Annotated in this window: 13 protein-coding genes; 11 read left to right on the top strand and 2 right to left on the bottom strand. The window is 42.4% G+C overall.

All coding sequences use genetic code 11. The annotated features are described in order from the left end of the window. The first annotated feature begins 60 nt into the window (after positions 1 to 60). The 5 genes from rlmKL (at position 61) to rmf (ending at position 6,631) form a co-directional block, all read left to right on the top strand. The gene (gene rlmKL, locus KYS23_RS07615) at positions 61 to 2,202 is read left to right on the top strand and encodes a bifunctional 23S rRNA (guanine(2069)-N(7))-methyltransferase RlmK/23S rRNA (guanine(2445)-N(2))-methyltransferase RlmL (protein WP_218398488.1); all 2,142 of its coding nucleotides are present in this window, start codon (positions 61 to 63) and stop codon (positions 2,200 to 2,202) included. Continuing rightward, on the top strand, positions 2,199 to 2,432 hold the full coding sequence (locus KYS23_RS07610) for a glutaredoxin family protein (RefSeq protein ID WP_159530309.1): 234 nt from the start codon (positions 2,199 to 2,201) through the stop codon (positions 2,430 to 2,432). Before rlmKL ends, KYS23_RS07610 begins: the two co-directional genes overlap by 4 nt. Continuing rightward, entirely contained in the window at positions 2,429 to 4,369 is a 1,941-nt protein-coding gene (gene uup / locus KYS23_RS07605) for an ATP-binding cassette ATPase Uup (RefSeq protein WP_159530311.1), read from the top strand. Before KYS23_RS07610 ends, uup begins: the two co-directional genes overlap by 4 nt. 12 nt (positions 4,370 to 4,381) lie before the next feature. After that, positions 4,382 to 6,151: a DUF3466 family protein gene (locus KYS23_RS07600; protein WP_159530314.1), complete on the top strand. Its 1,770-nt coding sequence runs from the start codon at positions 4,382 to 4,384 to the stop codon at positions 6,149 to 6,151. 303 nt (positions 6,152 to 6,454) lie between these two features. After that, positions 6,455 to 6,631 carry a ribosome modulation factor gene (rmf, locus tag KYS23_RS07595; RefSeq protein ID WP_013784086.1) on the top strand — a complete coding sequence of 59 codons (177 nt, stop codon included), beginning with the start codon at positions 6,455 to 6,457 and terminating at the stop codon, positions 6,629 to 6,631. An 80-nt stretch (positions 6,632 to 6,711) separates the two neighbouring features. Here the strand turns inward: rmf and fabA are convergent, their stop codons facing one another. After that, complete coding sequence (fabA, locus tag KYS23_RS07590) at positions 6,712 to 7,230, bottom strand: bifunctional 3-hydroxydecanoyl-ACP dehydratase/trans-2-decenoyl-ACP isomerase (protein WP_057791803.1); 519 nt, start codon at positions 7,228 to 7,230, stop codon at positions 6,712 to 6,714. 131 nt (positions 7,231 to 7,361) lie between these two features. Between fabA and KYS23_RS07585 the strand changes: the two genes are divergently transcribed. Then, entirely contained in the window at positions 7,362 to 7,637 is a 276-nt protein-coding gene (locus KYS23_RS07585; protein ID WP_159530316.1) for a hypothetical protein, read from the top strand. A 124-nt stretch (positions 7,638 to 7,761) separates the two neighbouring features. Here the strand turns inward: KYS23_RS07585 and KYS23_RS07580 are convergent, their stop codons facing one another. After that, the gene (locus tag KYS23_RS07580; RefSeq protein WP_159530318.1) at positions 7,762 to 9,075 is read right to left on the bottom strand and encodes a DASH family cryptochrome; all 1,314 of its coding nucleotides are present in this window, start codon (positions 9,073 to 9,075) and stop codon (positions 7,762 to 7,764) included. A gap of 111 nt (positions 9,076 to 9,186) precedes the next feature. Between KYS23_RS07580 and KYS23_RS07575 the strand changes: the two genes are divergently transcribed. From KYS23_RS07575 to KYS23_RS07555, 5 genes are all read left to right on the top strand, one after another. After that, on the top strand, positions 9,187 to 10,632 hold the full coding sequence (locus KYS23_RS07575) for a cryptochrome/photolyase family protein (RefSeq protein WP_218418327.1): 1,446 nt from the start codon (positions 9,187 to 9,189) through the stop codon (positions 10,630 to 10,632). Between the two features lie 7 nt (positions 10,633 to 10,639). After that, a complete protein-coding gene (locus tag KYS23_RS07570; RefSeq protein WP_218418326.1) occupies positions 10,640 to 12,178 on the top strand; it encodes a cryptochrome/photolyase family protein in 1,539 nt (512 codons plus the stop codon). Then, on the top strand, positions 12,165 to 12,302 hold the full coding sequence (locus KYS23_RS07565; RefSeq protein WP_082604920.1) for a DUF2256 domain-containing protein: 138 nt from the start codon (positions 12,165 to 12,167) through the stop codon (positions 12,300 to 12,302). The genes KYS23_RS07570 and KYS23_RS07565 overlap by 14 nt, the downstream gene beginning before the upstream one ends. A gap of 41 nt (positions 12,303 to 12,343) precedes the next feature. Then, positions 12,344 to 13,690, top strand: coding sequence for a DUF2254 domain-containing protein (locus KYS23_RS07560; protein WP_218418325.1), 1,347 nt, complete (start codon positions 12,344 to 12,346; stop codon positions 13,688 to 13,690). Between the two features lie 97 nt (positions 13,691 to 13,787). Next, positions 13,788 to 14,138: a hypothetical protein gene (locus tag KYS23_RS07555; protein ID WP_218418324.1), complete on the top strand. Its 351-nt coding sequence runs from the start codon at positions 13,788 to 13,790 to the stop codon at positions 14,136 to 14,138. Positions 14,139 to 14,344 lie beyond the last annotated feature (206 nt).

Genomic DNA, 14,344 nt, shown 5'->3' with positions numbered 1-14,344 from the left:
CATTACAGTTTTATACACTCAAGCGTGTGGCAATAATCACACGCTCTATCAGGTAATTGAATGAATACTATTCTGGCAACAACCAGCCGCGGTCTTGACGAACTCCTTAAGCAAGAAATACTCAATTTGTGCCCAGGTGCAGAAATTAAACAGTCTCCGGGCATGTTGCAGTTTGAAGGAAGCAAAGAAGACGCTTATAAACTTTGTCTTTGGTCTCGTTTGGCCAACCGCGTTATTTGGATCTTAGGCACAGGAAAGGCAGGAAATGCTGAAGAGTTGTATAAGACAGCCATGGATATTGATTGGCAGATGCATATGGAATCTCGCCATACGTTATCAGTGCAATTTATTGGTACTAACTACGAAATTAAAAACACGCAGTTTGGCGCGGTAAGAATTAAAGATGCCATTGTCGACCAATTCGTAGAAGAGGGACAAGCTCGCCCATCGGTTGAGCGCAAAATGCCTGATTTCCCTGTTTACGCCAGACTTCAACGAGACAATGTGATTATTGGTCTTGATATGGCCGGCGCAAGTTTGCACCAACGTTCATATCGTCAAGAAACGGGTGATGCACCACTTAAAGAACATATTGCCTGCGCCATGTTAATGCGCAGTGGCTGGACCGAAAACATGGACAAGCCCCTTGCTGACATGATGTGTGGCTCGGGTACTATCGCCATAGAAGCGGCCTTCATGGCACGTAATATTGCCCCTGGCATAAAGCGTGAGTATTGGGGCTTTAGTCAGTGGTTAAGCCACGATGCCGCATACTGGGATTCGTTGGTAAATGATGCTATTTCGAATCAAACAGAAAGCAAAAGTGAAATTTTCGCTGCCGATTACAACCGCAGAATGATTGCCATTGCAAAAGACAATGCCGACTATGCGGGCGTGTTTAACGATATTAAATTCAGCAACCAAGACGCCACTAAGTCGTCACCGCCGGTTGCGACTCCAGGATATATGGTGTCTAACCCCCCTTATGGTGAACGTTTGGGCGAGCTAACAGCACTTATCCCGCTTTTCAGCGAATGGGGTAAGCGTTTTAAAGAAGCATGGAAAGGCTGGCACGTATCATTGCTTAGCAGCAACCGTGATTTATTGCGTGTATTAAAATTACGAGCAACCAAAGACTACGGCATGAATAACGGTAAGCTAGAGTGCCGTTTAGTGAACTATGTGTTAAGCGAAGAAAACACAGTTCAATTTACTGAAGATGCGTCGAATCACGAATTTGCCAATCGCCTAAAGAAAAACCTTAAGAAAATGAAGGCTTGGATCAACAAAGTTGATACTAACTGCTACCGTATCTACGATGCCGATTTGCCCGATTACAACGTGGCCATTGATAGGTACGGCGATTGGTTAGTAGTACAAGAATACGCACCGCCTAAAACTGTGTCGGAAGACAAAGCCCGTAAACGCTTGCAAGAAGTATTGCTTTATTTGCCTACTGTTACAGGCATATCGCCTAAGCAAATAGTGCTTAAAGTACGCAGCCAGCAAAAGGGTACTAAGCAGTACGAAAAAATTAACCAGTCTGGCACCATGATGGAAGTGTACGAAAACGGTGCGCGCTTATTGGTGAACTTGACTGACTATCTAGATACGGGCTTATTTCTAGATCATAGAAACACCCGTCAAAAAGTTATGCAGCTTGCGAAAGGTAAAGATGTACTTAACCTGTTTGCTTACACTGGCAGTGTGTCTGTGTTTGCAGCTAAAGGTGGCGCGAAATCAGTGACCACCGTTGATATGTCTAACACCTATCTAGACTGGGCGAAAAAGAATGTGGCGCTTAACAAGCTAAATGGGCCACATGCTTTTGTTCAAGCTGATTGCACGTCATGGTTAGGCGATCATAAAGGTAAATACGATTTAATTTTTATCGACCCACCTTCGTTTTCAAATTCTAAGCGTATGCAAAGCACGTGGGATGTACAGCGCGATCACGTTACTATGCTAACGAATGCGAGAAACTGTCTAAATGAGGGCGGTACGTTAATTTTCTCTAACAATAAACGTGGCTTCAAGTTAGATGAAGAGGCGTTAGAAGGATTAGGTTTCAGTATTGAAAATATTACTCAGGAAACCATACCTGAAGACTTTTCTCGGCGCGGAAACATTCATAAGTGCTGGATCCTTTCGTTATCAAAGGAAGCGTTACCAAAAGAACCGTTATCAAGAGAAGCTTTATGAAAATAGTGTTTTACACAGGGCCTCAGTGTAGTTTATGCGATTTGGCCGACATTGAGTTGGCTAATACACAGCAGTTTTCTTCGTTAACGGTGGAAAAAGTAAACATTCGTGATAGCACCGATTTGTATCATTTATACGGTGCTCGCATTCCTGTATTGAAACGGGAAGACAATGGCGCCGAAATCGGCTGGCCATTTGATACCAACGCATTGGAGACATTCTTACAGTGAGTATATTGCAGTTAAAGAACATCACTGTTATCTACGGTACCCCCCCTTTATTAGATGGCGTTGAACTGATTGTTCAACCCAAAGAACGCGTGTGTTTAGTAGGCCGAAATGGCAGTGGTAAATCCACACTAATGAAAGTGATATCAGGTGATGTAATAGCCGACGATGGCCAGCGCATTATAGAAAGCGACACGATAATTGCTCGATTAGAGCAAGATCCGCCGCAAACCACAGATGTGACCCTTTTCGATTACGTTGCTGAAGGCTTAGCAGATGTAGGCGACACCATTAAAGCCTATCATCACCAAACCAAATTGGTGGCTGAAGATCCTAGTGAAGCTAACTTAAATCGTCTGCAAACTTTGCAGGAAACCTTGGAAGCCCGTGATGCATGGCAATTTGAGCAGCAAATAGAACAAACGCTCACCATGCTTAAACTAGAGCCTGATATTTCATTATCGACATTATCAGGTGGATGGCGCCGTAAAGCGGCATTAGCACGCGCTTTGGTTCGTTCTCCCGATTTACTGTTGCTTGACGAACCTACCAACCATTTAGATATTGAAATGATTCGTTGGTTGGAAAGCAGTTTATCTAATTACAATGGCGCTATTGTATTTGTAAGTCACGATAGGGCCTTTATCCGAAATATGGCAACCCGTATTGTTGATTTAGACCGGGGTGGATTAACCAGTTACCCAGGTAACTACGAAACCTACCTAGAGAAAAAGCAGCAAGACCTTGAAGTAGAAGCTGCCCATAATGCCGAGTTTGATAAGAAGCTTGCGCAAGAAGAAGTGTGGATCCGTCAAGGCATAAAGGCTCGCCGTACTCGTAATGAAGGCCGTGTAAGGGCATTGAAGAAACTGCGTGATGAGCGTAAAGCAAGACGCGCGGTACAAGGGAACGCAGTAGTAAGCCAGCACCAGGGTACACGCTCGGGCAAGATGGTGTTTGAAGTAACCGATTTAGACTACGCCATTGGCGGTAATCAAATTGTGAAGGGATTAAACCTTAATGTACTACGTGGCGATAAACTTGCACTTGTTGGGCCGAACGGTAGTGGTAAAAGTACCCTCATTAAGTTGTTGCTCGGAGAACTAACACCCGATAACGGTAACTGTAAGCAAGGTACTAACCTTGAAGTGGCTTATTTTGACCAACATCGCCATGGCTTAGATTTGGAACAAACGGTTATTGATGCTGTAGGTGATGGTAAACGTGACCTTATGGTTAACGGGCACCCAAGACACGTCATTAGCTATTTACAAGATTATTTGTTTTCACCTGAGCGGGTTAATGCGCCGGTAAAGTCATTATCTGGTGGAGAGAAAAACAGGCTAATGCTGGCCAAGCTAATGCTTAAGCCCAGTAACTTATTAGTGCTTGATGAACCAACAAACGATCTTGATGTTGAAACACTAGAGATGTTAGAAACCCTGTTAAATGAATATGCGGGCACGGTATTGCTCGTAAGCCATGATAGGGAATTCGTCGATAATGTTGCTAATAGTTGTGTCGTATTTGAAGGCGAAGGCTTTTTACGGGAGTTTATTGGAGGCTTCACTGACGTAGAGAGCTGGTACAAAGATCAAAATGCAAAACGTCAGCAAGTTATTAAAGACGAAAAAGCCAAAGTAAAGAATGAAACTAATTTAAGTTCGAATAGTCCTAGTGCTAAGTCTTCTCCCCGTAAGACGAAAAAGTTATCATATAAAGATCAACGCGAACTTGAATCGCTGCCTGCAGATATTGAGCAGTATGAAAATGAATTAGCGGAAATGCAGTTGTTAGTTAACGACCCTGAATTCTTTAAAAAAGGGAACGACGAAACTGCACAAACCTTAGCTCTGTTAGCAGAGAAAGAACAAGCCTTATCCCATAAATATGCGCGCTGGGATGAATTAGAAAGTATGCTGGAAGATAATCAGCAGTAAATAGGATTTTAGATGAAACGAACTCAGCTTGCCGTCGCCGTTCTGTTGGCAACAGGTAGTGTTTCGGCAGTCGCCGAAACCTACACCGTGACACCACTTCCTTTGCAGGATGTTGGTCAAAATACCTTCGCTCGTTCAATTGATAATACCGGCAAAATGTTATCAATGGTGCAATTGGAATTTAACCCGCCTGTTGATGTAGAACAGCTAGAAGAAGATACCAGTTTCTTTACCACGTTTTCAGGGTCTCTTGAAAACGAAGATGATGCAGTACAAGGTGTATTTACTGATGCTGATTATACCTTAGTCGTTAACTTTCTTCTTTCAAACCAAGACAGTTCAACAGGTCAGAAGCTAGCGAGCTTCAGAACCTATTTAACCGATACCACTGATATAGACTTGGTGCCTGGTTTAGATGAAGTAACCGACAAATTTGATGATTACACCCAATCTGTTGAAGCAGGCGGAAGAGATAGCGTAAGCGGTAATTTTATTGTTGGTGATTCTCCAGGCGTAGTTGTTTTGGATGAATATGAAAACGAAGATGGTAATACCATCAATTACACCTACTCAGAATTACCGCAGCAAGCGTTTGTTCAAACTAGCAGTGGGTCATCAAAAGTTATTCCAGCCGTTGATGACACCTTAGGTGGCTTCTCGTCAGCACGTGCTGTGAATCAAAATCTACAAGTCGCTGGTTTCAGTACCGTTAGTTTTTTAGATACGGTTGATGAAGCAGTCGAAACTTGTGAAGACGACGAAACTCGTGGTGATTTACCGGAAGGCCGCTGTTATTTCAGTATTTACGGTGGTGAATTTAACGTACCACGTATATCTAGTTACTTCGTAACAAACTCCACTAGCTTTTTATCGGGTTTCATTCTTTCATCGGAAGTCAACGCGACTATTTGGCAATTAGATGTCAACGGCGATGTGATAAGCACTGACACATTCCCATTACTTTTCACGCCGGAAGAAGACGACACCTCACATTACTTTTCTTATGCCTATGACATTAATGAACAAGGTATTGCGGTGGGTGAAGCGTTAACGGGTGATGCGGTTACTATTACACGCCCTAACTCTTCAGGCTTAAATGAAAGCGAGCGTGTTGCCACCGTATATAGAGACGGTGAAACACAAGAGCTCCTTCCGAGAGAAGAAAACTTACTTAGCCAAGCGATGGCGATTAACGATAACAACTGGGTAGCAGGTGCAGTGTTGCGTGAATCGAGTGATATTGCACGTTCTCGTTTATTCGCATACAACTTAGATACCACTGAGCAATTATACCCCGACGGTTTCTTTGCCACTGCCGGTGTTCAAGCGAATGCCATCAATAATAATAATATTATTGTAGGTAAATCTGACTTTGATGCGACATCCGATACTGTTCGTGAGACACACGCGTTCATGTTCAATATTGATACTGAAGAGTTTCTGGATTTAAACGACTTAACGCCGTGTGACAGTGAATACACGTTGCTAGAAGCTATCGATATTAACGATAATGATGAAATTATCGCTAATGCGCGTATTCGATCCACCAGCAAATATGTGACGGGTGCTGATGTGATTAACTCAGCAGGTGAAACCATAGAGGTTGATGCTATTGTCGCGGTGAAACTATCACCTACTGGCGGCGCCATCGACGATTGTAGTATTGATGAAGACGGTGATGAAGTAGATGACAACTTTGAGCGCAGCGGTGCTTCTACGAGCTTCTTTGGGTTAATGGCGCTAAGTTTACTGGCCATTTTCCGTCGTAAATTGAAGAAATAATCAATTCGCTCTATTTTTAGTTATTTTTCAAAGGCCGCTCGTTTTTAGCGGCCTTTTTTATTGCTAAAGGATTTAAAAATTGAAATATATATGCCTAAAAAGTGTAATATAAAATTCATCTATATTTCATTGCATTACCAAATGTCAATGCTCTCTTTACAATAATTGTGTTGAACCATTTTGCACATTGCACTATCACAGTAGTGTGCACAATGACTTTTCCGCCACTATCAATTGAAAAACGATGTATTGGGCCCGAGAGAGAATTTGTAGCACATCCTACAAAGTTAAAGAGGCTAATCAATGAAAAGACAAAAAAGAGATAAACTGACACGCGCCCACTCAAAAGGGTATCAAGCTGGTATTAGCGGTCGTTCAAAGGATATTTGTCCTTTTCAACAGAATGACGCTCGGTCGGAATGGTTAGGAGGCTGGCGCGAGGCGGTAGAAGACAGGCACGTAGGTCTTAGTGTTAAATAACGTCTTCTCTCTTAAAAAGTGATTAAGCAATGAAAAAGCCCCAGTAATGGGGCTTTTATCGTTTTGACGCTTTACGTTTATTAGAAGTTAGATGTGTCTTGGAACAAACCTACTTTAAGATCTTTCGCGACGTAGATTTCTCTTCCATCTACTTCAACAGAACCATCCGCCATTCCCATGAATAGCTTACGTTTGATAACACGCTTCATGGTGATTTTGTAAGTAACTTTTTTGGCAGTAGGCAGTATTTGCCCTGTGAATTTCACTTCACCGACGCCAAGAGCACGACCTTTGCCTGGTCCATCACACCAACCTAAGAAAAATCCGACCAGCTGCCACATGGCATCTAATCCCAAGCAACCAGGCATTACAGGGTCACCTGGGAAGTGGCAATCGAAAAACCAAAGATCTGGCGTAATGTCTAACTCTGCAATTATTTCGCCTTTCCCATGTTCACCGCCATCTTCAGTAATAGAAACGACACGATCCATCATCAGCATGTTAGGGGCGGGGAGTTGGCTGTTACCAGGACCGAACATTTCACCGCGGCTGCATGCTAATAAATCTTCTTTGTTAAAACTATTTTTTCTGTCTGACATTCCCAACTCGTTGTTTTTTAAATTCGCGCTGCTAATTTAGCGAACACTTGTACGCTAAACAACTCCGAACAGTCATTTTTCTAAATAAAAACGCGTGTTAAACTCGAACTACTAACGAGCCAGTGATTACTATGACAGAAAATACGAACAACAGTACAGTAAAAGAAAAGGCAAAAGCGAATGCTGATAAGCAGCGTCGCTTCCGAGAACGTCAACGAGATGCAGGAAAAAAGCTGGTCAGAGGCTATGTTTCCCCTGAAGCTAAGCTCTGCTATGACGAAATTCGAGAGAAAACAGGGTGGAGCGATAGTGAAGCCGTTTCTAACTCAGTACGTTTAATGTATGCCGCTTATAAATGTGGCCAAATTAAATTACTTAATGAGTGGTTACGCAAAAATAACCGATAACCCGTTTTCCCTAGCCTTAGCAGGGTTACACGTAACCAAAATAGCTGGATTTACGTCTTGCAGGCTACGCATAACCTGAGAAAAGGCAGACTTATTACGTATTTTTATGGGAAAAGTAATGGCGTTAGTCTAACCATTTTGCACAGAACTCTCCTTTCGGGTCGTAGATTTCGGTTTGTTTCTGCAAATTAAACTGCCGGTTCTCTCTTGGGTCTGTACCTACGCCCGCTAGGTACAGCCAATTTCCCCAATTACTAGCCACATCATAATCTAATAATTGGCTCTCGAACCAAGCCGCACCATAGCGCCAATCTTGCCTTAATTCGTTCACAAAGCAACTTGCCACCAATTGTCGACCTCGATTAGACATATAACCCGTAGCGGCCAGTTGACGCATACACGCGTCAACAATGGGGTACCCTGTTTTCCCGTTACACCAGCCACCGAATATTTGAGCGTCGTGGGTAGTGTTTGGCATTTTTGATTTAATACCATCGAATTGAAACCACTTTGGTCCAAACTTTTGTTGAAGCCAGTAAAAATACTCACGCCAAAGCAACTCAAAATGAATCCAATAGGTTGAATCATTTTTAACCACATCTCGCTCGTACTTTTTTACTTCTTGGATTACGTACCGCGCCGAGAGCGCACCTGTGGCTAACCATGGCGATAGTTTTGTACTTTCTCGCCAACTATCTAACGCGTTTCGTGTTTCTTTATAACTTGCAGCCACTTTCCATTCGAATAGATAACTATTTAAGTGAGAGAGCGCCGCGTCTTCGCCTCCAACGAAGGCGCCTTCTGTCTGTTTACGGTGTGGGCAACTATTGAGCTTATATAGGCTTTTAGTGTCTATATCTGGCGTATAAGACCTAGGTAATGCAGTTAACGTCGCCACAGGTTCACACGGCTTTATCACAGACTCAATTTTGCGTTTAAACGGTGTAAAGACATCCGGCATAATTTCAAGATTGAAAGGGAGGTCTTCTTGATTAAACAGCGAGCTAGCTTCGCCTGTTACTATTTCAATATTGGGGAAAAAACGCGAAACCGCTTCAACTTCTCGGCGCTCGTTATAGCCGCCGTGTTCGGTCACCCCAAAGTGCGTATAGGCATTGGATGAGAGTAATGACACCAGTAGTTCAGGTGTTTGGCCTTTTAAAGTCAAAATAGAGTGACCCAAAGTGCTCGCTTTTTCGTTTAATGCTTCTATTGTATCTATAACAAAATTAAAACGATGTTCACCAACAGGTTGAATACCGTAAGCGTTTGGTACAAACCAGCTGTCATCAATTATGTAAAGCAGAGTCAATTCGTCGACCTGCTGACAAAGCGATGATAGCGCCACTTGGTCGTGAAAACGCAAGTCGTGGCGAAACCAAAACAGGCCTCTAGTGCGTTTTGTCGAATCACGCATCACATGATTATCCAGTATCATAGGGTTCCCTCCCTTATACCTTTTTTAGGGGTAGACGGATCCTGCTTTTAGCGATTATCGTATCATGTGCATGCTTAAGTGTTTATAAATTGTTCAAAAAAAGGGTTAACAGTGACAGTGCCAGTGTCGATAATGTGGTTCAGACAGGACCTTAGAGTAAAAGACAACCCCGCGTTAAACGCAGCCTGTGATGAAGGAAAAATAATCCCGATTTATATCTACGATGATGATGCACCCGATGGCAGAGTACTAGGAGGTGCTAGCAATTGGTGGTTACATCATTCGCTACATTCACTGAACGATAGATTAAATGGCCATTTAAGGGTGTTCAAAGGCGACCCTAAAACCCTGATCCCAGAGTTAATGGAAACCTATGATGCTAAGGGAATTTATTGGAATCGCTGTTATGAACCTTGGCAAATTAATCGTGATAAAGCGATTAAAAAGCAGCTCTTAGATAATGACTTTGAGGCGCACAGTACTAATGGGAGCTTACTGTGGGAACCGATGAAAGTGCTTAAGAAGGATGGTACGCCATATCGAGTATTTACCCCTTATTATAGAAAAGGCTGCTTGAACGTTGAGCCTCCACGCTACCCCCAAGCACCGCCAGCACGAATTACATACGCCGATGTTGAAGATAATACAAACGCTAAGGCTAACAGTCCGTGCGGTATAGACGCCCTTAACTTACTTCCGTCACTTGATTGGGACAGTGATTTTAAAAACCATTGGAAACCAGGAGAAGATGGCGCTGCTGACAATTTACAGGGTTTTATTGAGCACTCTGCGCGCCAATATAAAGATGCCCGTGATATTCCGTCAATGAATGGAACGTCTCATCTATCACCTCATCTGCACTTTGGCGAGGTTTCGCCCAATCAAGTGTGGTATGCCATAAAAGACAGGTTTGAAACCAGTGAAGATAAAAGTATAGACACATATTTAAGTGAGTTGGGCTGGCGTGAGTTCAGTTATTACTTGCTGTACCACTTTTCAACCATACCGAACAAAAACTTTAATGATAAATTTGATAAGTTCAATTGGCGCAGTGATGCAAAATCTCTTAAAGCCTGGCAAAAGGGGCAGACTGGTATCCCTATTGTTGACGCGGGTATGCGAGAGCTGTGGCAAACCGGGTATATGCACAACCGTGTACGTATGATTGTAGGGTCGTTCTTGGTTAAAAACCTTCTTATTAGCTGGCACGAAGGCGAACGCTGGTTTTGGGACTGCCTAGTAGATGCTGATTTAGCCAGCAATACTGCAAGTTGGCAGTGGGTAGCCGGTACCGGCGCCGACGCTGCACCGTATTTCAGAATTTTCAATCCGTTACTACAAGGTGAGAAGTTCGATAAACAAGGTAAGTATGTAAGAAAGTACTGCCCTGAACTTGCCAACCTTCCCGATAAATACATTCATAAACCCTGGGATGCGCCTCCGGTTATCGCTAAAGATGCGGGCGTACATTTAGGAGATACTTACCCTAAACCCATCGTAGATTTAAAAGCATCGAGGCAGCGGGCTCTAGATGCGTTTCAGGCTTTAAAAGAGTAGGGTAGCCATGTCTTCTTTAATACTTATTTTAGGTGACCAGCTTACTCACAATCTGCCTATTTTAGAAAATGCGACAAAAACGAAAGATACTGTACTTATGGCTGAAGTGCGTGAAGAAGCCACTTACGTTAAGCATCATAAAAAGAAAATTGTTTTTCTTTTTAGTGCCATGCGACATTTCGCAAAAGCGTTAAAGGAAGATAATTTTAACGTCAATTATATTGAGTATAACGATGAGGTAAACCAAGGCAGTTTGCTAGCACAGGTAAAGCATGCGCTAGCAAGCGGCGAGTTTGACAATGTTAAAGTAACTTCACCGGGTGAATATCGGTTGCTAAAAAGCATGCAGCAATGGGAGCAAACCCTAGGTGTGCCTGTCAGTATTATTAATGACGCTCGTTTTCTAGCCACTCCCCAAGAATTTAGTGATTGGGCCCATGACAGAAAGCAGTTACGTATGGAGTTTTTCTATCGAGAGATGCGGAGAAAACATGGCATCTTGATGGAAGATAAAAGCCCTATTGGCGGGAAATGGAATTACGACGCTCAAAACCGAGAGCCCATGCCGGCGGGTACAACTGTGCCTTCGCACACGCAATTTAAAATAGATGCGATCACCCAAGGTGTAATTAATTTAGTTGAAAACGAGTTCAGCAATCATTTCGGTGACATTAGCCCCTTTCATTTTGCCGTTACCCGAGACGATGCGCTAACGGTTCTGAGCGACTTCATTGAAGAAAGGTTACCCCATTTTGGCCAGTACCAAGATGCCATGGTGGAAGGCAAACCTTGGTTATATCATTCCCATATCGCGTTTTATTTGAACTGTGGTTTGCTAAGCCCAAAAGAAGCTATTGATGCAGCGGAGTCAGCATACTACGCCGGCACTGCGCCGCTTAACTCAGTTGAAGGTTTTATACGACAAATACTGGGATGGCGAGAATTTGTTAGAGGGTTCTATTGGCACTTCATGCCAGGTCTTAAGAGTGACAATTATTTCAACCATAATCGCTCACTCCCCGATTTCTTTTGGGATGGTCAAACGAATATGAATTGCATGCGCCAATGCATAAAGGAAACACAAGCGAACGCGTATGCGCACCATATTCAGCGACTAATGGTATTGGGGAATTTTTGTCTTTTAACGGGGTTGTCACCCGAAGAGGTTCAGCAGTGGTATTTACTGGTTTATGCAGATGCGTACGAGTGGGTAGAACTGCCTAATGTAGCAGGCATGATTTTATACAGTGATGGTGGCCAACTCGCGAGCAAACCTTATGTCGCAAGTGGCAGTTATATTAATAAAATGTCGAACTACTGCAAAAACTGCGGTTATCAAGTTAGTAAAAAAACAGGTCCTAAAGCTTGCCCTTTCAATTACTTATACTGGCATTTTATTGATAAGCACAAAGAAAAGCTAAGCGGCAATCCCAGAATGGCAATGATGTATAAAACGTATGGCCGAATGAAAGATGAAAATATCGATGCAATGAAAGACAGCGCGACAATTTTTTTAACCAAATTATCTGAAAATGAAGAAGTCTGATTTACCAAGCAAAATGTGCCCAGTTTGCAACAGACCCTTTACTTGGCGGAAGAAATGGGAAAAGAATTGGGATAACGTAGTGTATTGTTCTAAACGATGTGCCGGAAACAAACGTATGAAATAAAACCTGCTAACTATAATCATAAAAACGAAGGACTCACGTTCATGGATGCGCCTATTACAGTAGATAGATTGCGGTTTTTGCTTTTTAGCTTTAAGGAGAAACTGTGGGTAAAGCCGCTATCACTATGCATATTATCAATAGCTGCTGTATTCGCCTCGAAACTGGCAGACGGTACCGCACTCGCTGAACACCTGCCTAAAGTCGAAAAATCGTCGGTAGAAACCCTGTTATCCATTATGGCATCAAGCATGTTGGTCATAGCGACTTTTTCGGCAGGCACTATGGTAAGTGCCTATGCATCTGCCAGCAGGTCATCGACGCCACGTTCGGTAAGTTTAATCATCTCAGACGATGCCTCACAAAATGCGCTGTCTACTTTTGTCGGTGCGTTCATCTTTAGCGTAGTCGCCATTACGGCATCAAGTAACAACTTCTTCAAAGACGCTGGAATATTTCTTCTTTTTTGTCTTACCTGTTTAGTATTTGCGATCGTCATTCTTACGTTTATCCGTTGGGTAGACAGTGTCGCTAGGCTAGGCCGTGTGGGCTCAACAGTACAAAAAGTTGAAGCTGCCGCAATGCGAGCCATTAATCATCGGCTATCGACGCCAAGGCTCGGCGGTAAGCAGCAGCCGAACTATGTGAAAGAGCAGGGCGGTGATCTCTCAAAATACCAAACCCTATCAACCGATAGTATTGGCTATGTTCAAATGGTTGATATGGCAAAAGTACAAGCGTGGGCTGAAGAACGAGACACTCAAGTACACATCGCTATGTTACCTGGGCAATTTTGCACACCCGATAAACCATTGTGTTATATAGAAAGCATTAAGCCGAAAGAGCCTGAGGATAACAGCAAAAATAAAAGCAGTAATAAAGCAGATGAAAAAAGCGATAAATCAGCGCTGCTTTCGGCATTTCAAATTGGCAGCGAACGTTCTTTCGAAGCCGACCCAAGATATGGGTTGGTTGTATTATCAGAAATAGCATCCCGCGCACTTTCGCCTTCGGTTAACGACCCAGGAACCGCTATTAGTATACTTGGCAGTTATACACGACTGTTCATTAGATGGGCACAAAAAGAAAAGAACACTACGTCAGATGATATAAAATACGATAAGGTGTCCGTACCTAACATAAGTACGGCTGATATGTTTGATGACGCATTCACCGGTTTAGCGCGAGATGGTGCATCCATGATTGAAGTTTCCATAAGAATGCAAAAGACCTTGGATGCCATTGCTAAAACAAGCAATGATGATATTTGTAAAGCTGCGACTAAACACGCTAAAGAAGCTTATAAACGAAGTATGAATGCGTTAATTCATGACGGCGATAAAGAAATGTTAAGTTCAGCAGTGAATAGCTTAAACAATAAAAAAAGCTAAGCCCTAGATTCTCGAATTTACGAATACAGTAATTTTCTATTAAAGCCATATAATAGATTTAAATGCGCGGATTATAAGTAGGTTGAGGTAACGTTTAGTGAGCACAATAGAAAGTAATGACATAAAACAACATGTAGAAAATGTTATAGCGTTTCCTACATGTTTAACAGAAGTAAGAAAAGTTATTGCTAGTTATATTACTAGTAAGCTAGTTGGCTGCTCGCAATCTTTAATAGATACCGCAATAGAAAACAGCGTTAATCATTACAAGCAATTTGTACACAACGCGAATATTACTGAAAGTGTTGAAGTATCTTTATCAGAAGAAGATGTGGCTTTATTAAATAAAAGCCTGACTAAGATACAAAGAGAAAACCGCAAGCAGTTGTTAAGCATGTTAGAACGCATAATTATATTAGAAATAGAAAATGCGGCTTTGAAAAACTGAGGCTATAAAGCTGTTAGCTTTAAATAATAACTTACACGTTAATTTTAAAAATCCTTCCTTAACTCGTTTCCAATTAAAATTGAAATTCTAATCATTCCATCTATAAACTCCTAAAGAAAATATTCATAGAGTTGCAGTAGATTACAATACGCGTGTACGCGAAAACTGCCTATGGATACCACGTAAAACGTCTCAGATTTTAATCT

It is taken from the genome of Alteromonas lipotrueae (genome assembly GCF_019249255.1).
In the GTDB taxonomy this organism is placed as follows: domain Bacteria; phylum Pseudomonadota; class Gammaproteobacteria; order Enterobacterales; family Alteromonadaceae; genus Alteromonas; species Alteromonas lipotrueae.
This window is presented reverse-complemented; position numbering and strand designations above follow the sequence as displayed.